General features: G+C 61.3%; 13 protein-coding genes and 1 tRNA gene. All 14 read right to left on the bottom strand.

Features of this window, described 5'->3' with window-relative positions:
• Positions 1–30: 30 nt before the first annotated feature.
• The 14 genes from ISG32_RS25380 to rpoB all read right to left on the bottom strand — a co-directional run bounded on the left by ISG32_RS25380 (position 31) and on the right by rpoB (position 22,119).
• Entirely contained in the window at positions 31–918 is an 888-nt protein-coding gene (locus tag ISG32_RS25380) for a hypothetical protein (protein WP_194773802.1), read from the bottom strand.
• A gap of 77 nt (positions 919–995) precedes the next feature.
• Positions 996–1,271 carry an H-NS histone family protein gene (locus ISG32_RS25385; protein WP_194773803.1) on the bottom strand — a complete coding sequence of 92 codons (276 nt, stop codon included), beginning with the start codon at positions 1,269–1,271 and terminating at the stop codon, positions 996–998.
• Positions 1,272–1,537: 266 nt separating this feature from the next.
• Positions 1,538–2,941: an aspartate ammonia-lyase gene (locus ISG32_RS25390; protein WP_194773804.1), complete on the bottom strand. Its 1,404-nt coding sequence runs from the start codon at positions 2,939–2,941 to the stop codon at positions 1,538–1,540.
• Between the two features lie 303 nt (positions 2,942–3,244).
• Positions 3,245–4,219 (bottom strand): response regulator, encoded by a 975-nt coding sequence (locus ISG32_RS25395; protein WP_194773805.1) that lies wholly within the window; start codon positions 4,217–4,219, stop codon positions 3,245–3,247.
• Between the two features lie 42 nt (positions 4,220–4,261).
• Positions 4,262–6,112 (bottom strand): DAHL domain-containing protein, encoded by a 1,851-nt coding sequence (locus ISG32_RS25400; protein WP_194773806.1) that lies wholly within the window; start codon positions 6,110–6,112, stop codon positions 4,262–4,264.
• A 23-nt stretch (positions 6,113–6,135) separates the two neighbouring features.
• Entirely contained in the window at positions 6,136–7,185 is a 1,050-nt protein-coding gene (locus ISG32_RS25405; protein WP_228530112.1) for a cytochrome-c peroxidase, read from the bottom strand.
• 473 nt (positions 7,186–7,658) lie between these two features.
• Positions 7,659–7,734, bottom strand: a tRNA-Phe gene (locus ISG32_RS25410).
• Between the two features lie 82 nt (positions 7,735–7,816).
• Positions 7,817–8,548, bottom strand: a complete 732-nt coding sequence (locus tag ISG32_RS25415; protein ID WP_194773807.1) for a response regulator — start codon at positions 8,546–8,548, stop codon at positions 7,817–7,819.
• A gap of 40 nt (positions 8,549–8,588) precedes the next feature.
• Positions 8,589–10,856, bottom strand: a complete 2,268-nt coding sequence (locus tag ISG32_RS25420) for a sensor histidine kinase (RefSeq protein ID WP_323745996.1) — start codon at positions 10,854–10,856, stop codon at positions 8,589–8,591.
• A gap of 23 nt (positions 10,857–10,879) precedes the next feature.
• Positions 10,880–11,506, bottom strand: a complete 627-nt coding sequence (locus tag ISG32_RS25425; RefSeq protein WP_407645095.1) for a DUF4390 domain-containing protein — start codon at positions 11,504–11,506, stop codon at positions 10,880–10,882.
• Between the two features lie 40 nt (positions 11,507–11,546).
• A complete protein-coding gene (rsmB, locus tag ISG32_RS25430) occupies positions 11,547–12,947 on the bottom strand; it encodes a 16S rRNA (cytosine(967)-C(5))-methyltransferase RsmB (RefSeq protein ID WP_194773808.1) in 1,401 nt (466 codons plus the stop codon).
• Between the two features lie 36 nt (positions 12,948–12,983).
• Complete coding sequence (locus tag ISG32_RS25435; RefSeq protein ID WP_194773809.1) at positions 12,984–13,559, bottom strand: LemA family protein; 576 nt, start codon at positions 13,557–13,559, stop codon at positions 12,984–12,986.
• A 179-nt stretch (positions 13,560–13,738) separates the two neighbouring features.
• Positions 13,739–17,974 (bottom strand): DNA-directed RNA polymerase subunit beta', encoded by a 4,236-nt coding sequence (rpoC, locus tag ISG32_RS25440; RefSeq protein ID WP_194773810.1) that lies wholly within the window; start codon positions 17,972–17,974, stop codon positions 13,739–13,741.
• A 20-nt stretch (positions 17,975–17,994) separates the two neighbouring features.
• Entirely contained in the window at positions 17,995–22,119 is a 4,125-nt protein-coding gene (gene rpoB, locus ISG32_RS25445) for a DNA-directed RNA polymerase subunit beta (protein ID WP_194773811.1), read from the bottom strand.
• Positions 22,120–22,316: the final 197 nt, after the last annotated feature.

The following is a 22,316-nucleotide window of genomic DNA, read 5'->3' on the forward strand; positions in this document are numbered from 1 at the left end:
GCTCCGATTGGGTGTGACACCTGTTCGACATCAGCGCGCAGGCGACGCCAGCGGCAGTGCTTCATCACGCTCCGAGCAGCGGTAGACCGGAAAACTCCCCGGCACCTCGGTCGAACGCAGCGAGGCTTCCGTTGCATAGATCGACTCCGTCCACGACGCGGTTGAGGGCACTGCGTCGACCAGCACGCGCTGCTGCTCGGGGCCAAGAAACACGCCGACGCCCTCGAGATCCACGCGCCCGCAATGCACGCGCGGATTGAAATCCAGTTCCTTGGCGATCAGATAGCTCTTTTTGAGGAGCAGCGGCTCGGACAGGCGCTCGTGAATGAACACCAGCGCCATCACGCCGATCGTCGCTCCGGACAGCATGATCAGCGAGGAAAAAACGGAAATGCGCGTCGCGCGCTGCCTGCTGAGAACGTAGCGCAGAAAGTGCCACAGGCTGAAGACGATCATCAGATAGATCAGCGGCCGGCTCGCGAGAAACATCTGCACGAAGGTCAGCACCTGGCTCGATCCGGGAAACGCCGATGCGTCGACGCCGTACACGCGGTTGAGCAGCACGCTCGCCTGCAGCGCCGCCTGCGTGTACATGAACCACATGAACACCGCCAGCGCCGCCTGCGACGCGAGTTGTCCGCCGATGTGGCGCGTGAACTCCGAGTGGCTGATGTAGGCGATCAGATAGAACACCAGAAACACGATGCCGAACCAGAACACGCTCGGCGAGAGATCCCGCATCCAGCCGATCCCCGAGCGCGCCAGCAGATCGCCCAGCACGAACACGAAGAACAGCCCCACGACACCGGTGGCCGCCACACCCAGACTTCTCACGCTGTGGGCGTGCGTCTTTTTTCCCGCGTCGCTCCGTGCGGGCTCTTTGCGTTCGGGACTCTGGCCGCTGGGTGCGTCGTTCATCTTCACTGGGCTCTCAGAGCGTGATTACGATCTCAAAAACAAAAAGGCAACCACATGGGCTGCCTTCTGCTGGCGGTTCATTGGATCTCGAACTCGGCGCGATCCTTGCCGGCAATCCACTTCGGCGGCTTGCCGCGGCCGCTCCAGGAGGCCCCGCTGACCGGATCGCGGTACTTGGCGGCGGCCTTCACGCCGGCGGGCTTCCAGGGGAAGACCTGCTGCGCAGTGAAGCCGAACTCGGCGATCAGCGAATGCACGGTGGCCAGAGCGGCCTTGGATTCGGATTTCTTGGCTTCGGCGATCTGTTGGTCCAGTGCCTGCTTCTGTGCCAGAAGTTCTTTGTAGGTAGTCATCAATGATTCACGGGTAGGAGCGAAGAAACAGCGTATCGCCATCGGCAGGGAGGGGAGCATGGAGTGCACCCTCACTCACCGATGCGACGGCAGAGTCGGCTCGGATTTTATATGGCGACAGACGCGCCACCCGGCAGACAGGGCCATGCGACGTCAAGAAAACGCCGCACACCCCGCCTGGCGTGATTCAGCGGCCCATCCCGTGAATCGCCGCCGCAACCATCAGGCGAGGCAGGCCTTGCCCAGAGCACAGGCCATGCCGAGACTCAGACTGCAGCCGTCAATGCGCCAGGAGTGGTCAACTTGTCAGCGACCAGCAGCTCTTGCATCTGCGCCTGGCTCATGATGCCCAGTTGCTCGGCCACCACGGCAATCGGCAGTCCCGACGCGATGGCGGTCTTGGCGATCTTGGCGGCCTTCTCGTAGCCGATCATCGGATTGAGCGCCGTCACCAAGGTCACCGACTCGGCGATGCGTGCATCCAGCAGGCTGGTGTTGGCTTCAATGCCTTCCACGCAATTGACCTGCAGGGTACGGCAGGCACTGCTCAGATGGGTCAGGCTTTGATGCAGCGCCCAGGCCATCAGCGGTTCGAATGCGTTGAGCTGCAATTGGCCAGCTTCGACCGCCATGGTGATGGCGGCGTCGTTGCCGATCACTTCAAAGCACACTTGATTCATCACTTCGGGGATCACGGGATTGACCTTGCCCGGCATGATGGACGAGCCCGCCTGGCGCGCTGGCAGCTTGATGTCGCCCACACCGGCCTGCGGGCCGGACGACAGCAGGCGCAGGTCGTTGCTGATCTTCGAGAGCTTCACGGCAATGCGCTTCAGGATGCCGGAGATGTCCGCAAAGGCCCCCGTGTCGCCGGTGGCTGCAATCAGGTCACCCGCCTTCACCACGGGCACGCCCGAGAATTCGGCCAGCTTGGGCACCACCACGTCCACGTAACCGACGGGTGCATTGATGCCGGTGCCGATCGCGGTGCCGCCCATGTTGATTTCACACATCAGGCTGGCCGACTCACGCAGACGCTTTTCGTCGTCGGCGATCATCGAGACGAACGCGTTGAACTCCTGGCCCAGAGTCATGGGCACGGCATCCTGCAACTGGGTGCGGCCGATCTTGAGCACATCCTTGAATTCGACCGCCTTGGCCTGGAAGGCGCCGCGCAGCGCAGTCAGTGCCGCCAGCAGGTCCTGAATGCCGAAGTAAGTCGCCAGCTTCACCGACGTCGGGTAGGCATCGTTGGTGGACTGCGAAGCGTTGACGTGATCGTTCGGATGAATCACGTCATAGCGTCCCTTGCCCAGCCCCAGCGTTTCAAGCGCGATGTTGGCGATGACCTCGTTGGCGTTCATGTTGGTCGACGTGCCCGCGCCGCCCTGGATCACGTCCACCACGAACTGGTCGTGATGCTCACCGGCGATGAGAATGTCGCAAGCCTTGGCAATGGCATCCGCCTGCTGCTGATTGATGGCGCCCATCGTCAGATTGGCCACCGCAGCCGCTTTCTTCACATAGGCGAACGCACGCACCAGCGCTGGCATTTCGGCCACGGTTCGGCCCGTGATCGGGAAGTTCTCCACCGCACGGGCGGAATGCACCCCCCAGTAGGCGTTGTCGGGAATGTCCTTGGGACCCAAAAAGTCGCTTTCTTGGCGCATGGTTGGCAGATCAAAAGTTGGAAATGGTGTAACTCAGCCTTGGCGATGCCGCCAAGACCTCTTTGAACTAGATTCGGACGTAGCAAAGCCCAGCGAGTCAGCACCAACAAGGTGCAGATCCAGCTGGGCCGCTGCCGTGAACTATGCAAAAGAATAGATGAGTTTCAACTTTTCTTGCATACGGGGTCCAATGTCGCACTGTATTGGTGCGAATTGTTTTTCCGCGGACTGCAAGGAACCTCCGGCGCCATGGCCTTCCAACGGTATGTGGTCACTCTTGCCGGAGTGCCTGCGCGCGTGGCCTCAGGTCGCTTCCCGCTTGCGCCCGAAGATCGAAAAGCGCTGCCGCAAACTGGAGAGGCTCTGCATCACGCTGCTCACCAGAGAGGCGTCCGAACTCGCCGTCTTGTCTTCAGCCACCCGATGGCGATTGACCAGTGCCGGATTGGCACGGTAGTTGAAATGCGCCTTCATGGCGGCAGCCACTGCCAGCTGAAAGGAACTCTTGCGCAGCGGCTTGGTTGCAAAGCGGAAGATCTGCGCTTTGTTGATCATGCGGATGACGAGATCCGCATCCCCCGCCCGACTGAGCAGCACGGTCGTGATCATCGGATGGTGCTGCTTGAGCAGATGCAGGAAGCTGCCCATGTCGCTGCGGCCCACGCGCGCCTCCGAGACGATGACGCCCACATCATTGTTGGACAGCGCATCGAGCGCATCGCTGATGGAGGTGGCCAGAATGCAGCTCTGGTCGCTCGACAGCACCTGAGACATGGCCTGAAGCTCTGCCACGTTCGTGTCAATCAACAGCACCTTAGGCGGATTTTCCTTGACGCTGGCAATCAACTGCCTGGTCGCCAATGCGGCTTCGGTGTGGCTCGCCTGGCGTGCGGCGCTGCCGGCGGCGCAGGCATCGGCCATGATCTGCTGAATTTCCTCGTGATCCCAGGGCTTGTTGATGAAGCGAAAGACTTCGCCCTCGTTCACGCAGCCCACAATGGCCGCGAGATCGGAGTACCCCGTCAGAAGCAGGCGCATGGTGTTGGGGGAGAGCTGTCGGGCTTTCTCCAGCAGCTCCACACCCAGCATGCCCGGCATGCCCGGCATGCGTTGATCGCTGACCAGCACATCGATCGGCGTGCTCGACAGAATCTGCAGCGCCTCTTCGCCCGACGTCGCCGTGTGCACGTTGTAGGCGTTTCTGAAGATCATGCGCAGTTGATTCACGATGCGCTCTTCGTCATCCACGAAAAGAATGGAAGGGATGTGGGGTGGCATTGGCTTCTCCTCTTTTGATTTGTTGACTGGCTGCATCACGGATCAATCCGCAAACAAGGCTTCGCTGGACTCTGCGATCAGTTCATCGGCATCCGACGGGTCGCTCTTTGGGTTCTGCAGTGGCAGAAGAATGGTGAACGCCGTACCCACATCGGGCACCGACTCGACCAGAATGGATCCCCCATGCTCGTGAATGATCTTGTACGAGATGGACAGCCCCATGCCCGTACCTTCGCCGATCGGCTTGGAGGTGTAGAACGGATCGAAGATATGCGGCAGGACGCTTTCTGGAATGCCCGTGCCGTTGTCCTGAATCTCCACCTGCACCTGATCGCCTTCCGGGCTCACGCTGGTGCGCAGTGTCACGATGTTCGGACCGTCACGCTCGGGCATCGCCTGCACCGCGTTGGTGATGATGTTCAGGAACACCTGATTGACCTGCGAAGGCGAGCCGGAAATGTCGGGAACATCGGCGAACTCCTTGCGGATTTCGACCTTGTTCTTGAGCACGTTGCGCGCAAGCAGCAAGGTACTTTCCAGCCCTTCCTCCACCGAAAAGTTTGTGACTTTCTCGCGGTCCAGACGACTGAAGTTCTTCAGGTTGAGCACGATCTCCGAAATCTGATCGATGCCATGAATCCCGTCGCTGAGCAAGGTATCCACTTCGCGCAGCACGCCATGGTTCACCACGTCGCTCGCAGCCGATTCAAACTTGCTGAAATGGACTTTGAGCACATCGTTGTCCCGCTTCGGCTCGCGCATGGCTTTGGCAAAACCGAGTCCCTCGATGGCCAGCGTGTCGAACGGATTGAGCTGATCGCGCACCACGTTGAACGTACTGCGGATGTAGGCCAGCGGCGTGTTGATCTCGTGCGCGATGCCCGCCACCATCTGACCCAACGCCGACATTTTTTCGGATTGCACCAGCCGCACGTGCGACTCACGCAATTCAAAGTTCGCGTTTTCCAGCGTCTTGTTGGTTTCGCTGAGGCTGTCGTTGGCCTTGTTGAGCAACTGAAAGCTGCGGAACAGCTTCCAGCCCACCCAGGCCAGCAGGCACAGAAGGAATGCGGAATAGATCACCAGCGCGCGTTGATACAGTTGCAGGTGCGTCAGCAGCTTGTCGTTCTCCATCGTGTGCGCATCCGACAGCTCATCCAGAGTCTGGGCTGTTGGCAGAGCGCTGAGTTCGGCAAGCAGACTTGCGCCACGGTCCTGCTGTCGCACCAGCGTGTTCACGTGAGCGACGAAGATGCCAGCCAGATCCCGCACTGACGCATCCGCGCTGGCGGTAAAGCTGCGCAACGCATCGGCATCGCCCGCGATGCGATCGTTCAGCGCCGCTTCCGGATTCTGGGTATAGCCAATCGCATTGGCGAGCATGTCATTGGTCAGCCGCTCCAGGGTCTGCCGATCGCCCGCCGGCATCGAACTGCTCCGCGTGGCTTCCACCAGCTCGGCGGCCGCCACCGGCAGAAAGCGCGACGAGTTGCGCAGAATGGCGTTCTGCGACTTGAACTGCTCGGTCGCCGCGATCTTTTCGTCCATCAACCGTTGGAATCGCTCCAGAATCGGCTTCATGGCCGAAATGCTGTCGCTGTGCCCCAGCCAATACTTGGTGGTCGTGTCCGAGAGCTGATGGCCCAAGCGCGAGATCAGTGGCAGCGGGCTGGCCACCTGATCGTAGTTGGTGGACAGTCCCGTCTTGGCGCGCAGCACGTCGACGTTCCATTCCGCATCAACCTGTTTGAGTTCCCGCAGCGTGTTGACGATCTCATTGCTGATGTTGAAGTTGATCGAGCGGGTTTGCAAAATCAGGAATGCCAAAACCGCGATCAGGACCACCGCTGCAGCACCGATCAAACGCAACTGAAAGTTCTTGCTGTTGAACATACGGCCTCTCTTTCAATCCTGGGTCAATCGAGGCTTTGCGCGCTGGCAAGGGGCTTGCCATCGAGTTCGCCGGTAAGGGTGTGCAGAAACTTCACGATCAGCTTCTTGTCCTCAGCCGATGCCTGACGCCCCAGCTGGTACTGAAACATCACGTCCACCGCATCACCAAGCGTCTTGGCCGAGCCATCATGGAAATAGGGTGCTGTCAGCGCCACGTTGCGCAGACTGGGAACCTTGAAAGAGTATTTGTCGCTCTCTTTTTTCGTGACATTGAAGCGACCCAGATCCGACGCCGTGGGATTGCCGCGCTTGCCGAAATAGTCACCCATCACGCCGAAGGTCTGGAACATGTTTCCACCCACGTTCACACCCTGATGGCAGGCCACGCAGCCGTAGGATTTGAAAAGCTGATAACCACGCAGCTCATCGGTGGTGAGGGCCGCTTTCTCCCCGCGCAGATGGCGGTCGAATCTGGCGTTGGGCGTCACCAGCGTCTTTTGAAAGCTCGCCAATGCGTCAGCGATGTTCCGTGCGGTGACGCCGTCGGGATAGATCTTCTTGAACTCGCCCGCAGTGGCTCCGTCCTGGCCGAGCTTGCGGATCACCTCCGCCCATGTGGAGTCCATTTCGTTCGCGTCATGGATAGGTCCTGAAACCTGCTCCTCCAACGACGCTGCGCGCCCATCCCAGAACTGGCGGAAGTTGAAGCCGCTGTTCAACACGGTCGGCGTATTGACCTTGCCCAATCGCCCCTGCACCCCCTTCGAGATCGGCAAGATATCGCCGCCGCCCTTGGGAAGGTTGTGGCAACTGGCGCAGGACACGGAGTTGCTCCCCGACAGCCTCACGTCATTGAACAGCTTCTTGCCCAATGCAACCTTGCTGGCATCTTCCTTGTGGCCCAAAGGAAGCGGCAAGATCGGCTCGTTGAGAGCTGCCGGCTTCTGCGTCTGGGCACTGGCGCCCGTGGCCACCGCCAACGCAGCCAACCCGCAAATCCTGATCATCTGTCCCGCACGTCCCCCAACCGGACGTACCAATGCTCGGAAAAATGGCATCGTCTCCCCCTCCATAGGCAACTTCGTGGCTGCCTTACGTGTTTCGATATCTATTGCATTCGGTGCTCAGGATTCGCCGCTTCACGCGCCAGAACACCTGCAAACGCTTTTGACTTTCAACAATTTCTGCTCAAACCACCTTCTTCGGGCCCATCGCCATCGTATTGAGTGATTCAATCGAAAGTTTTTTGTCTTGAGTCGTTATCTATAGTATCGAAATGATGCAGAGACCGAAAGCCTTTCACAATGAACGATTGTGAACCGTAATATTTTGGCTATTAAAAGGCCTAAATACGCCCAAAACCAAGGGTAAACACGGGAAGGCAGCGTGCTTTGGCGTTCCGTTGTCGACTTGGGAAACGATGGCCAGAAGAGATGACAACGCGAAGTCGCAACAAGAAACCCGGCACATATCCGCCGGAATTTCATATCAGGCCCAGAACGACAAAAGCCCGTTCAATTGCTTGAACGGGCTTTTGAGAATCAAGTGGTGGCCTGGCGCGGAATCGAACCACGGACACGCGGATTTTCAATCCGCTGCTCTACCAACTGAGCTACCGGGCCACTTGGGGAAGACTTGAATTATATACAGATTTTTTAGCTCTTTTTGCAAATCGCCGAAAAATTTCTGTTTTTTAATTCTTCGTCATCCTCGTTTGTTGCGGCCCAAGTCTACACCGAGTTGACGCAGCTTTCGGTAAAGGTGGGTGCGTTCGAGACCTGTTTTTTCAGCGACCCGGGTCATCGAGCCGCCTTCGCGGGCCAGATGAAACTCGAAGTATGCTTTTTCGAATCCGTCGCGCGCTTCGCGCAGGGGTCGGTCGAGGTCAAAGCCCTGATGCGACATGGGGCCTTGGTCGATCTCCGCAACCATGGCGACCGCTGTGGCCGGAGCGCCGACGCCGCCATTGAGCACCTGAGGGCCATTTCCGCTGCCAGCGACTTTGGCTGCCGTGGCGCCGCCCTGACCCACGGCACCCGCCGCCTGGGCCTGCGCATTGCTCCCGTTGCCGGTGCTGCGCGCCAGACCCTGCTCCACTGCCTTGAGCAGCTTCTGCATGGTGATGGGTTTTTCAAGGAACGAGAACGCACCGATGCGCGTGGCTTCCACTGCGGTGTCGATGGTGGCGTGACCGCTCATCATGATGACCGGCATGTTCAGCATGCCGGATGTTGCCCATTCCTTGAGCAACGAAACGCCGTCGGTATCGGGCATCCAGATGTCGAGCAACACCAGATCGTAGACATTGTCCAGACGTGCATTGCGAGCCTGGGTGGCGTTCTCTGCGAGGTCCACGCTGTGACCCTCGTCGTTCAGGATTTCCGACAACAGATCCCGGATTCCCAGTTCGTCATCTACCACCAGAATGTTTGCCATGTGTTTTGATACACCCTTATTGCACGATATGCGCGTGTTGTTAAAGTGCTGAAGCGATGTCCGAAGGGAATGATAGCGACACTTGTGCCCCTTTCACCACATCGTTTTCCACACGATTGACCAAATCGACACGTGCGCCGTGTTCATCTGCTATTTTTTTCACCACCGCGAGCCCCAATCCCGTGCCGCGCGGCTTAGTCGTAACGTAAGGCTCGAATGCCCGTTGCAGTATATGCGCGGGAAAGCCTGGCCCCGAGTCTGACACAGTAAGGCGCACACGATTGGACGCATCGCTCAAAACCGTGCTGATTCGCACCGGCCGCGCGGGCTCTGCGCTTTGCTCCGCCGCCTGCTGGGTGGCGTCCTGGGCATTTTGTAAAAGATTATGTATGACCTGCCGAAGCTGCTGCGCATCGCCGTTGATGTGCGGATTGCGGGCATCCAGTTCGGCCTCGACGGCCACCGAAGCGTTTTCCGAACCGTAGAGATGCAGCACGTCATTGACCAGCGCGTTGAGGTCGAGTGAGTGCAATTCGGCTGCGGGCAGACGTGCATAGTCGCGGAACTCGTTGACCAGACGTTTCATCGCGTCGACCTGCTCGACGATGGTCTTGACCGACTTGTCGAGCACCGCCTGTTCGGCGGGCGCCACCTTGCCGTCGAGCTTCATCGCCAGACGCTCGGCCGACAGCTGGATGGGCGTGAGCGGGTTCTTGATCTCGTGCGCCAGGCGCCGTGCCACCTCGCCCCATGCCTGGGCGCGCTGTGCGGAGACGATTTCCGAGATGTCGTCGAACACCAGCAGCCGTGCGCCTTCGGGCAGCTCGGCGCCGCGTGCGACCAGGCTGGTGCCCTGCTCGCCCACGCCCGACGGCGGCGCATCGAGCTCGAAGGGATGCTGCCAATGGTCGAGCCCGTGATGCGTGCGCTCGCGATGGAATTCGTCGAAATGGCCTTGCACGGCCGACGCGAATTCGGCGAGTCCGGGGACATCGGCCAGCGGCTTGCCTTCAAACGCGGCCATGGGCGCGCGCAGGATGCGCGTGGCTCCGGGGTTGGACGAGAGGATCGTGCCCGCCACATCGAGCACGATGACACCGGCGGTAAGGTTGTCCTGAATGGTCTGCAGATTGGCGCGTGCGGCGTCAACCTCGCCCATGCTTCGCTCCACGGCCGCACGGGCATCGGCGAGCTGCTGGGTCATCGTGGCGAATGAACGAGTGAGCCCACCGAGTTCGTCATTGCTCTGAATCACCGCCTTGGGACTCAGATTCCCCGCCGCCACCTCGCGCACCCCGTCGGCGAGCAGCAGCAGCGGCCGCACCAGCTGATTGCCCAGCAGCACCGCCAGCAGCACCGCGCCGAACACTGCAAGAAAAAGACTCAGCGTGAGCGTGCCGATGTACATGCGCCTGAGGCCCCCACGGGCGAGCGCGCGTTCCTGATACTCGCGATTGGCTTCCTGCACCGCGATGGCGTTGGCCACGAGCGCGGGCGGCAGCGAGACCGTGGCCTGCAGAAAGCGCGGCTCGACCAGCAGGCCGAGCGTGGGGCTGCTGACCAGCGCCAGCGCCTTCACCCGCACGTTGTCTTCGGCCTTCGCGGTGGTGATGTCGTCCAGTCCCTCGATCTGGAACGTCATCCGATCCTGCCGCGCGGTGCGCAGCTGCTGCGGCGTGGGTCGATCCGGATTCAGCGAAAAGCGCGACTGTCCGGCGCTCGCCACCGGCTGGCCGGAAGCGTTCCAGAGCACGATGTCGGACGCGCCGAGCTGATCCTTGATGCGGTCGAGCACCAGCCCCGCTGCGGCATCGGGCACCTGCGCGAGCTGGGTGCTGGATTCACGGGTCTTGGAGGCGATGTCCGCGCCCATGGTGTCCAGCGTCACCCGCGCGAGACTCACGCCCGACGAGAGCGCGCCTTCGACGCGCACATCGAACCAGCTCTCGATGGACCGCGAGACGAACTGGTAGGACACCACATAGATCAACAGTCCCGGAATCACGCCGACGACGCCGAAGATGCCCGCGAGCTTCATCAACAGTCGACTTCCGAAGCGCCCCCGCTTGAGCCGCATCGCCAGCCGCAACGCACCCCACGCCAGCACCGCGAGCAGCAGCACGGCGACGAGCACGTTCACGCCCATCAGCCAGGCGAAATTGCGCTCGTAGAGGTCGCGGTTGTTGGTGGCCTGCGTGAGCAGGAACAGCAGCACGAGTCCGATCGCGCACATCAGCGCAGCGCCGACTCCGAGCGCCCAGCGCACGGTGCGACGACGCGTTTCCTGCTTGCGGGCAGCCTCGGAGATCGGGACGGGCTGCTGTGGTGCGTTCACTTGCTTGTCTCCACGGTGCTGCTGGTGAGCAGCACGCTGCGCGAGAGCATCAGACTCCAGCCGGTTCGGCCGACCGTGCTGAGCTGCAGCGGTCTCGGGAGCTGGGACATGTCGAGTCTGAAATTGAAGTGCAGGGTCTGCGTGCCGTTGTCTTCAAAGACATCGCCCTCTGCCACGTTCCAGCGCGCGATGCGCTGCATGATCGCCAGAGCGTCCCCCAGTTCATCGAAGTTCTGCCCCAGCGACACGCCGAGGCCCGTGTCGGAAAACGGGGTCGATGACTGGCTCAAACGCCAGCGGCGCGTGAGCGGCTGGTAGCTCAGGCGCATATGACGGGTAGCTCGCGCGACCACCTTGTCCGACCAGTACCAGCGCTCGCGCACGATCTGCGACTCCGCCACGAAGTACATGGCGATGCCTTTGTAGAGCGCGTCTTCGACCTGGTCGGGCAGTTCGAAACGCATGGTGGTCGAGAGCAGCAGGCCGTCCGTGGTCTGCTGGAGCTTGAAGTCGGTGATCTCGCTGCGGGAGTGCGACTGCTGGGCCAGGCTCTGCGCCGGAGCCAGTCCGCAGACCAGCGCGGCGACCAGCAGCGCGGAGCAGAACGCCGAACTCGGCGTCAAACGGGGCCACCACGCAATCATCCTGCCGCGTGCAGTCCACTCACGCAGCCAGCTTTTGCAGAAGTGCGTAGTAAAAGCCGTCATGGTCACCTATCGCATTCTCGCGGAGCTTGTCATCTCCCGCAGAATGGCCGGGCATTAAATGGCCCGGCGAGGTGAGTAAATCTGCATCAGTGTTGCGCGAGAGAAACGCTTTGATCTGATTCCGCCCTTCCACATGGAAGATCGAACAGGTGCAGTACAGCAGCCTGCCACCCGGCTTGAGCAGCGGCCAGAGCGCGGCCAGCAGCCGCTCCTGCAGCTTGGCGAGCTGCGGCAGATCGCTCTCGCGGCGCAGCCAGCGCACATCGGGATGGCGGCGCACGATGCCCGCGGCGCTGCAGGGCGCGTCGAGCAAGATGGCATCAAACTGCGCACGGCCATTGGCCTTGGGCCACCACTCGTCCACGTCGCCGGCATCGGTCACCAGCACCTGGGCCTTGAGCTTCAATCGCTCGAGCGTCTCGCCAATGCGACGGGCACGCTCGCCGTCCATCTCGAGCGCCGTCATCTGCCACTTCTGCTGCGCACCCGCGAGTTCGAGGATGTGGGCGGTCTTGCCGCCCGGCGCGGCGCAGGCGTCGAGGATCTGCAGAGGTTGTGCCTGATCCAGACCCTCGGTGATCAGCGGGGCGGCCAACTGGGCCGCGGCATCTTGCACCGACACCGCGCCCTCCGCAAAGCCGGGCAACTGCGACACCGGCGCGGCCTGCGCGAGTTCGATGCCACTTGCGCCCACGCGCACGCCCGGCAGGCCTGAGGCTTCGAGCGTTTGCAGATATTCCGCAGCCTGTCCACGCAGCGCATTCACCCGCAGCGTCATCGGGGCATGGGCATTGTTGGCCGCGAGGATCTGCTGCCAGTGGTCCGGATAGTCCTTCTGCACCGCACGAATCCACCACAGCGGATGGTTCCACTGCGCGACCGGGTCCTTGTCGGTGGCGGCGACCAGCGCATCGCGCTCGCGCAGAAAGCGGCGCAGGCAAGCGTTCACAAAACCCGCCTGACCGCGCGTCGTCGCATTGCGCTTGGCGGCCTCCACGGCCTGGCTCACGAGCGTGAACGGCGGATACGGAGCGGCATCTTCCTGCCAGGCCAGGGCAAGCGCCGTGCACAACAGGTTGTCGACGCGCGGCGGCGGGTTGCGCGCGGCCAGCTCCTTGCGCAGCGCCTGCGCGCGCCCCAGTTGGCGCAGGGCCTGAAACAGCAGCGCCTGCACGCCGGGGCGCAGACTGCGCTCGACCTGCTCGAGCACCGCCGTCGCCGACTGCCCGCCACGCACGGCCTGCAGGCACTGCGCGGCCGCATCAAGCTGCTTCCACAGTGCCGGGCCTTGCGGTTCTGCAGCGCAGTTCTGCGTTTGGGATGAAGAGGATGTTGTCTTCTTGGACTGAGTCGCCATAAGCCGGAAAAACCATTCGGGGCCGCGTGGTGCCGATCAAAGCATCAGTGCCCGCTTGAAGCCGAAAACCCCCGCCAGCATGCTCGCGGGAAACTGGGCTACGGCCTTGTTGTAATGATCCACCGCTGCATTGAATTGAGCGGTGGCGAGATCGATCTGCGTGCGCTGGTGCGCACTGCGTTCGATGAGTGAATGAAGCGACGTCGTCGCGGAGCCTGTGCCGGCTGCACCGCCGCCATCCCCCGCCTCCGAAGACTGCGCCTGTGAGGCCTGCACCAACGCCTGCCATGCGGCATCGAGCACCTTGCCCGCAGCGACCAGCGCGGAGCCAGCCTGCTCGTCCAGCGGACGCGAACGCATCACCGCCAGCGACGCCGCGTACTGTGTGCCCGAAGCCCGCAAGGCCTCGTGCATCTGCGCATCCTGCGGCACGCGCGGACCGGCAACCACGGCGTCGTATTCACCGAGCAGCGCCGTGCGCCGGAGCAGCTCCGCATCGAGCGCGCCGAATGCCTGGATCGCGGCCGAGCGCAGACGCACCAGTCGGTTGTACGCACCGACGGCCCAGAACACCAGCACGGCCAGAGCGATGAGCCAGCCAGTCAGGAACATGGGGTGCAATCCTTTGGAGGAAGACGACGTGTCATGCAATGCATGCCCGCAATGTAGAGCACTTTCGGCTCGCCAAGTGCTCACAAAAAGAAAAACTCCCGCACTATCCGTGCATTGCACGGCAGGGCGGGAGTCGGGATCGACGCGGTGCGTCGATCTCAGCGCGGGTTACGGATCAATCAATCCGCAGTGCCGGCGCCTTGGTCCTGAGCGGCAGGCTCCACTGCGTCGTCGGCATCACCTGCGGTGGCCAGCTCTGCAGCTTCGGCGTCGGCGATCGCACGGCGCTCGGCTTCGTCCATCGCGTCCTTGGCCTTGCGGGCCTGGTGGTATGCCAGACCGGTACCGGCCGGGATCAGACGACCCACGATGACGTTTTCCTTCAGGCCACGCAGCTCGTCGCGCTTGCCCATGATGGCGGCTTCGGTCAGCACGCGCGTCGTTTCCTGGAAGGAAGCGGCGGAGATGAACGAGTCGGTCGACAGCGATGCCTTCGTGATACCCAACAGGATGTTGGAGTACGTTGCCGGAATCTTGCCTTCCTTCTGCAGCGCTTCGTTCGTGTTGAGGATCTCCGAACGCTCGACCTGTTCACCCGAGATGTAGGTGGACTCGCCGATGTTCTCGACCACAACGCGACGCAGCATCTGGCGCACGATCACTTCAATGTGCTTGTCGTTGATCTTCACGCCCTGCAAGCGGTACACGTCCTGCACTTCATCAACGATGTAGCGCGCCAGTTCTTCGATGCCCAGCAGACGCAGGATGTCCTGCGGATCCGCGGGTCCGTCGACGACCAGCTCGCCCTTGTTGACGACCTGACCTTCGTGCACCAGAACGTTCTTTTCCTTCGGAACCAGTTCGTCCCAGACCTTGCCTTCCGGATCGGTGATCTGCAGACGGACCTTGCCCTTGGTTTCCTTGCCGAACGAGATCGTGCCGGTCATTTCGGCCAGCATGCCCTTGTCCTTTGGCGAACGCGCTTCGAACAGTTCGGCCACACGTGGCAGACCACCGGTAATGTCGCGGGTCTTCTGACCTTCGACCGGGATACGGGCCAGAACTTCGCCTGGGCCCACGTCCTGATCGTCACGCACCTGAATCAGAGCGCCGACCTGGAAGCCGATCGTCACCGAGTGATCGGTGCCGGGGATCTTCACTTCCTGGCCGTTCGCGTCGATCAGCTTGACCTGCGGACGCACCACCTTGGCGGAGCCGCGACGCTTCGGATCGATCACCACCAGCGTGGACAGACCGGTCACTTCGTCGACCTGCTTGGCAACCGTGAGGCCTTCCTCGACGTTCTCGAACTTCACGCGACCAGCGTACTCGGTGATGATCGGGCGTGTCAGCGGATCCCAGTTGGCGAGAATCGCGCCCGCCTTGATGGCCTGATCGGCCTTCACGGTCAGCGTCGCGCCGTACGGCACCTTGTGACGCTCACGCTCGCGGCCGTTGTCGCTGATGACGATTTCGCCGGAACGGGAAATCACCACCAGTTCACCCTTGGTGTTGGTGACGTAGCGCATCGTGCTGTTGAAGCTGATCGAACCGTTCGACTTGGCTTCCACGCTCGAGGCCACCGCCGCACGCGACGCCGCACCACCGATGTGGAACGTACGCATGGTCAGCTGGGTGCCTGGTTCGCCGATGGACTGCGCAGCGATCACGCCCACGGCTTCGCCGAGGTTGATCATGCCGCCACGACCCAAGTCGCGACCGTAGCACTTGGCGCACAGGCCGTAGCGGGTTTCGCAGGTCAGCGCCGTGCGCACCTTCACTTCGTCCACGCCCTGGGCTTCGATCTCTTCGATCGTGTCCTCGTCCAGCAGCGTGCCGGCCGGAACCAGCACCACGCGGGTTTCAGGGTGGATGATGTCTTCGGCAGCGACGCGACCGAGGATACGGTCACGCAGCGACTCGATGGTTTCACCACCTTCGACGATGGCGCGCATCAGCGAACCATTGTGCGTGCCGCAGTCCTGCTCATTCACCACGAGGTCTTGCGTCACGTCCACCAGACGACGTGTCAGGTAACCCGAGTTCGCCGTCTTCAACGCCGTATCCGCCAGACCCTTACGGGCACCGTGGGTGGAGATGAAGTACTGCAACACGTTCAGGCCTTCGCGGAAGTTCGCGGTGATAGGCGTCTCGATGATGGAGCCGTCAGGCTTTGCCATCAGGCCACGCATACCGGCGAGCTGACGAATCTGGGCTGCGGAACCGCGGGCACCGGAGTCGGCCATCATGTAAATCGAATTGAACGATTCCTGATCGACTTCCTTGCCGTGACGGTCGATGGTCTTTTGCTTGGACAGCTGCTGCATCATGACCTTGGAGACTTCGTCACCGGCCTTGCCCCAGATGTCCACGACCTTGTTGTAGCGCTCGCCAGCGGTCACCAGACCGGAGACGTACTGCTGTTCGATCTCCTTCACTTCCTTCTCGGCGCGGCCGATGATGTCCGCCTTCTGCGGTGGCACCAGCATGTCGTCCACGCAGATGGAAATACCTGCGCGGGTCGCGAGACGGAAACCGTTCTGCAGCAGCTTGTCGGCAAACACCACGGTTTCCTTCAGGCCGCACTTGCGGAAGCTCACGTTGATGAGCTTGGAGATTTCCTTCTTCTTGAGCGCCTTGTTGATGTTCGCGAAAGGCAGGCCCTTGGGAAGGATTTCGGACAGCAGTGCGCGGCCGACGGTGGTTTCCACGAGCTTGGTCTCGGGCTCGAATTCGCCCGTCGCCTTGTTCTTGGTCCACTCGGTCAGACGCACACTGATGCGTGCAGCCAGCTCGGCTTCACCGGCGTCCAGTGCGCGCTGCACTTCACCGATGTCGGAGAACACCAGGCCTTCACCCTTGCCGTTGATCTTGTCACGAGTGGCGTGATAAAGACCCAGCACCACGTCCTGCGAAGGAACGATGGAAGGCTCGCCCGAAGCGGGGAACAACACGTTGTTCGATGCCAGCATCAGCGTACGGGCTTCGAGCTGCGCTTCCACCGACAGTGGAACGTGAACGGCCATCTGGTCACCGTCGAAGTCGGCGTTGAACGCCGCGCAGACGAGTGGGTGCAGCTGGATCGCCTTGCCTTCGATGAGGATAGGCTCGAACGCCTGAATGCCCAAACGGTGCAGCGTAGGCGCACGGTTCAGCATGATCGGGTGTTCCTTGATGACCTCTTCCAGGATGTCCCACACCACTGGCGTGCCGGCTTCCACTTCCTTCTTGGCGGCCTTGATGGTCGTGGCGATGCCCATCGCTTCGAGGCGCGAGAAGATGAATGGCTTGAACAGTTCCAGCGCCATCAGCTTGGGCAGACCGCACTGGTGCAGCTTGAGGTAAGGACCCACGGTAATCACGGAACGACCGGAGTAGTCCACGCGCTTGCCCAGCAAGTTCTGACGGAAACGACCGCTCTTACCCTTGATCATGTCGGCCAGCGACTTCAGGGCACGCTTGTTCGCGCCCGTCATCGCCTTGCCGCGACGGCCGTTGTCCAGCAGCGAATCCACCGCTTCCTGCAGCATCCGCTTTTCGTTGCGCGCGATGATTTCCGGAGCCTTCAGCTCCAGCAGGCGGCGCAGACGCGAGTTGCGGTTGATGACGCGGCGATACAGGTCGTTCAGGTCGGACGTAGCGAAGCGGCCGCCATCCAGCGGCACCAGCGGACGCAGATCCGGCGGCAGCACGGGCAGCACTTCCAGCACCATCCACTCAGGCTTGATGCCGGACTTCTTGAACGCTTCCAGAACCTTCAGGCGCTTGGCGTTCTTCTTGACCTTGACTTCGGAGCCGGTCAGATCGCCACGCAGACGCTCGATTTCCATATCGATGTCGATGCCTTCGAGCAGATCCTTGATGCCTTCCGCGCCCATCTTGGCGATGAATTCATCACCGTATTCCTTGCGCTTGGCGTCGTAGTCGTCCTCGGACATGATGCCGAACTTCTTCAGCGGAGTCATGCCGGGGTCGGTCACCACATAAGCTTCGAAGTACAGCACGCGTTCGATGTCGCGCAGCGTCATGTCGAGCACGAGACCCAGACGCGATGGCAGCGACTTCAGGAACCAGATGTGCGCGCAAGGAGCGGCCAGGTCGATGTGACCCATACGCTCGCGACGCACCTTGGTCTGCGTGACTTCAACGCCGCACTTCTCGCAGATCACACCGCGGTGCTTGAGGCGCTTGTACTTGCCGCACAGGCATTCGTAGTCCTTGATGGGACCGAAGATCTTGGCGCAGAACAGACCGTCGCGCTCTGGCTTGAACGTGCGGTAGTTGATCGTCTCAGGCTTCTTCACCTCGCCGAAAGACCACGAGCGGATCTTTTCGGGCGAAGCCATGCCGATCTTGATGGCATCGAAATGCTCATCGGGCGTGAATTGCTTGAACAGGTCGAGTAACGATTTCATGGACTCTTTCCCTTTTCAAATTAAGAACGTTCCAGTTCGATGTCCAGGCCCAAGGAACGGATTTCCTTGACCAGCACATTGAACGATTCCGGCATGCCGGCTTCAATCGAGTGTTCACCCTTGACGATGTTCTCGTACACCTTGGTACGGCCCACCACGTCATCGGACTTCACCGTCAGCATTTCCTGCAGCACGTAGGCGGCGCCGTAAGCTTCCAGCGCCCACACTTCCATTTCACCGAAACGCTGGCCACCGAACTGGGCCTTGCCGCCGAGCGGCTGTTGCGTCACGAGCGAGTACGGACCGGTGGAGCGGGCGTGCATCTTGTCGTCGACCAAGTGGTGCAGCTTCAGGTAGTGCATGTAGCCGATGGTGGTCGGGCGCTCGAAGCGCTCGCCGGTGCGGCCGTCATACAGGTAAGCCTGTGTGCGCGTGTCGGTCAGGCCCTTGGCCTTGGCGATGTCGTCCGGGTAGGCCAGCTTGAGCATGTCCTTGATCTCGGCTTCGGAAGCGCCGTCGAACACGGGCGATGCGTAAGGCACGCCGGTACGCAGGTTGCCCGCCATCTTCATGATCTCTTCGTCGGTCAGCTGCGACAGGTCTTCCTGGCGGCCGCGCGAGTTGTAGATCTGCTCCATGAGTTCACGCATTTCTTCGGCACGTGCGTGGTCACGCAGCATGTTGTCGATGCGCTGGCCCAGGCCCTTGCCGGCCCAACCCAAGTGAACTTCCAGCACCTGACCGATGTTCATGCGCGATGGCACGCCCAGCGGGTTCAGCACGATGTCGGCGGTGGTGCCGTCTGCCAGGTAAGGCATGTCTTCCACGGGCGTGATCTTGGAGACCACACCCTTGTTGCCGTGACGGCCGGCCATCTTGTCACCGGGCTGCAGACGGCGCTTGACGGCCAGGTAGACCTTGACCATCTTGAGCACGCCCGCGGGCAGCTCGTCGCCTTGCGTGAGCTTCTTGCGCTTTTCTTCGAACGCGAGGTCGAAGCTGTGGCGTGTCTGCTCCAGCGCGTTCTTGATGGACTCAAGTTGCGCCGCGACGTTGTCTTCCGCAGGACGGATGTCGAACCAGTGGAACTTGTCCACGCCGTCGAGATACGCCTTGTCGATCTTCGTGCCCTTGGCCAGCTTCTGCGGGCCACCGTTGGCGACGTGACCGATCAAGAGCTTCTCGATACGGTCGAACGCGTCGGCTTCCACGATGCGCAGCTGGTCGTTCAGGTCGAGGCGATAGCGCTTGAGTTCATCGTCGATGATCTGCTGGGCGCGCTTGTCACGCTGGATGCCTTCGCGGGTGAACACCTGCACGTCGATCACGGTGCCCGAAGAGCCCTGATCCACACGCAGCGACGTGTCCTTCACGTCCGAAGCCTTCTCGCCGAAGATCGCGCGCAGCAGCTTCTCTTCAGGAGTGAGCGTCGTCTCGCCCTTGGGCGTGACCTTGCCGACCAGCGTGTCGCCGGGCTGCACTTCCGCACCCACGTAGATGATGCCGGATTCGTCGAGGCGGTTCAGTTGCTGTTCCGACAGGTTCGGAATGTCGCGCGTGATTTCCTCAGGGCCCAGCTTCGTGTCACGAGCCATCACCACGAGTTCTTCGATGTGGATCGAGGTGTAGCGGTCTTCTGCCACCACGCGCTCGCTGATCAGGATCGAGTCTTCGAAGTTGTAGCCGTTCCATGGCATGAAGGCGATCAGCATGTTCTGACCAATGGCGATTTCGCCCAGGTCGGTCGATGCGCCGTCGGCCACCACGTCACCCTTGGCCAGCTTGTCGCCCTTCTGGACGATGGGACGCTGGTGGATGTTGGTGTTCTGGTTGGAACGCTGGTACTTGATGAGGTTGTAGATGTCCACGCCGACTTCGCCGGCGACGGCTTCCTCGTCGTTCACGCGCACCACGATGCGGGTCGCGTCGACATAGTCGACGATACCGCCACGGGTTGCGGTCACCACGGTGCCGGAGTCAACGGCGGCCACGCGCTCGATGCCCGTGCCGACCATCGGCTTTTCGGGACGCAGCACTGGCACGGCCTGACGCGACATGTTGGCGCCCATCAACGCGCGGTTCGCGTCATCGTGCTCGAGGAACGGAACCAGCGAGGCGGCAACGGAGACGATCTGCGCAGGCGACACGTCCATGTACTGAACGCGCTCGGCGGACACCAGAGTGGAGTCACCACGTTCGCGGGCCGACACCAGATCGCCCGTCAGGCGGCCTTCTTCGTCGAGCGTCGCGTTCGCCTGGGCGATGATGTACTTGCCTTCTTCGATGGCCGACAGGTAGTCGATGTCCATCGTGACCTTGCCATCCACCACGCGGCGATACGGGGTTTCGATGAAACCGTATTCGTTCAGGCGGGCGTACAGAGCCAGCGAGTTGATCAGACCAATGTTTGGACCTTCAGGCGTTTCGATTGGGCAGACGCGACCGTAGTGGGTCACGTGCACGTCACGCACTTCGAAGCCTGCGCGCTCGCGTGTCAGACCACCCGGGCCAAGAGCCGAAACGCGGCGCTTGTGGGTGATTTCGGCCAGAGGGTTGGTCTGGTCCATGAACTGCGACAGCTGCGATGCGCCGAAGAATTCCTTCAGGGCTGCGGAGATCGGCTTGGAGTTGATCAGGTCGTGCGGCATCAGCGGCTCTTGTTCCGCTTGGCCCAGACGTTCCTTCACAGCCTTTTCGATACGAGCCAGACCGGTGCGGTACTGGTTTTCGGCCAGTTCGCCCACGCAACGCACGCGGCGGTTGCCCAGGTGGTCGATGTCGTCGACTTCGCCCTTGCCGTTGCGCAGATCCACGAGGATCTTCACGACGGACAGAATGTCGTCGTTGTCCAGCACCATCGGTCCGGTGGCGCCATCGCGACCGACCTTTGCGTTGAACTTCATGCGGCCCACGCGCGACAGATCGTACGTGTCGGAGTTGTAGAACAGGCGCTGGAACAGGGCCTGTACCGCGTCTTCCGTTGGTGGCTCGCCGGGGCGCATCATGCGGTAGATGGCAACGCGCGCGGCGAACTCGTCGGTGGTTTCGTCGATGCGCAGGGTCTGCGAGATGTACGCGCCCTGGTCGAGTTCATTCGTGTAGATGCACTGGATGTCGTGCACGCCGGCGGAGCGCAGCTTCTTGAGCAGCGCTTCGGTCAGCTCGTCGTTGGCCTTGGCGATGATTTCGCCGGTGTCGCCGTCAACGATGTTGCGTGCCACGACGCGGCCGATCAGGAAGTCCTCGGGCACGCTCACGTGCGTCGTGTTGGACTGCTCGAGTTCGCGGGTGTGGCGCGCGGTGATGCGCTTGTCCTTGGCGACCACGACCTTGCCGGACTTGTCGGTGATGTCGAAACGCGCGACTTCGCCCTTCAGGCGCTCGGGCACGAATTCCATCTGTGCACCGGTGTCCATCAGGCGGAAGTTGTCGTTCACGAAGAAGTTCGCGAGGATGGATTCCGGGTTCAGGCCAATGGCCTTCAGCAGGATCGTCACGGGCATCTTGCGGCGACGGTCGACGCGGAAGTACAGCATGTCCTTCGGATCGAATTCGAAGTCGAGCCAGGAGCCGCGGTAAGGAATGATGCGAGCCGAGAACAGCAGCTTGCCCGAGCTGTGGGTCTTGCCCTTGTCGTGTTCGAAGAACACGCCTGGCGAGCGGTGCAGCTGCGACACGATCACGCGCTCAGTACCGTTGATGATGAACGAGCCCTTGTCCGTCATCAGGGGCACTTCGCCCATGTAGACTTCCTGCTCCTTCACTTCCTTCACCACCTTGGAGGAGGCGGTCGAGGATTCGCGGTCATAGATGATGAGCTGCACCTTGGCACGCACGGCCGAGGAGAAGGTCAGACCACGGGTCTGGCACTCACGCACGTCGAAAGCGGGCTTGGCGAGGTTGTACTCGACAAACTTCATTTCGACGAAGCCGTTGTGCGACACGATCGGGAATGCGGCGTTGAACGCGGCCTGCAGGCCATCATCGCTGCGTTTTTGGGGGGCTGTACCAGATTGCAGGAATGCGGTGTAGGCATCACGCTGCATCTGCAACAGATAAGGCACTTTGAGCACACTGTCACGGCTGCCGAAGCTCTTGCGAATCCGCTTGCGCTCGGTGTAGCTGTACGTGGAAGTTTGGGCCATGAGATCTCCAGGCAAAGACATGAAACTGGTCTTCGACGACTGCCCTACAAGGCACACTTGTAGGCTTGGCGGTTGGCCACTACCAACCATGGCGGACGGCGATGCGTTGCACATCGCCCGAACCAAGGCACCTTCTGCTGTCGGATGAATCAGAAGGCACTAGAAAGCGGTTAAAGTGAATACTTGCAAACCGCTTT

Origin of the sequence: Diaphorobacter caeni, from assembly GCF_015354245.1 — a bacterium.
In the GTDB taxonomy this organism is placed as follows: Bacteria; Pseudomonadota; Gammaproteobacteria; order Burkholderiales; family Burkholderiaceae_C; genus Diaphorobacter_A; species Diaphorobacter_A caeni.

Excerpts from the sequence above, each read along its gene's own strand:
- ISG32_RS25380 (WP_194773802.1), bottom strand. The coding sequence starts at position 918 with ATGAACGACGCACCCAGCGGCCAGAGTCCCGAACGCAAAGAGCCCGCA.
- ISG32_RS25385 (WP_194773803.1), bottom strand. The coding sequence starts at position 1,271 with ATGACTACCTACAAAGAACTTCTGGCACAGAAGCAGGCACTGGACCAA.
- ISG32_RS25390 (WP_194773804.1), bottom strand. The coding sequence starts at position 2,941 with ATGCGCCAAGAAAGCGACTTTTTGGGTCCCAAGGACATTCCCGACAAC.
- ISG32_RS25395 (WP_194773805.1), bottom strand. The coding sequence starts at position 4,219 with ATGCCACCCCACATCCCTTCCATTCTTTTCGTGGATGACGAAGAGCGC.
- ISG32_RS25400 (WP_194773806.1), bottom strand. The coding sequence starts at position 6,112 with ATGTTCAACAGCAAGAACTTTCAGTTGCGTTTGATCGGTGCTGCAGCG.
- ISG32_RS25405 (WP_228530112.1), bottom strand. The coding sequence starts at position 7,185 with ATGGAGGGGGAGACGATGCCATTTTTCCGAGCATTGGTACGTCCGGTT.
- ISG32_RS25415 (WP_194773807.1), bottom strand. The coding sequence starts at position 8,548 with ATGGCAAACATTCTGGTGGTAGATGACGAACTGGGAATCCGGGATCTG.
- rsmB (WP_194773808.1), bottom strand. The coding sequence starts at position 12,947 with ATGGCGACTCAGTCCAAGAAGACAACATCCTCTTCATCCCAAACGCAG.
- ISG32_RS25435 (WP_194773809.1), bottom strand. The coding sequence starts at position 13,559 with ATGTTCCTGACTGGCTGGCTCATCGCTCTGGCCGTGCTGGTGTTCTGG.
- rpoC (WP_194773810.1), bottom strand. The coding sequence starts at position 17,974 with ATGAAATCGTTACTCGACCTGTTCAAGCAATTCACGCCCGATGAGCAT.
- rpoB (WP_194773811.1), bottom strand. The coding sequence starts at position 22,119 with ATGGCCCAAACTTCCACGTACAGCTACACCGAGCGCAAGCGGATTCGC.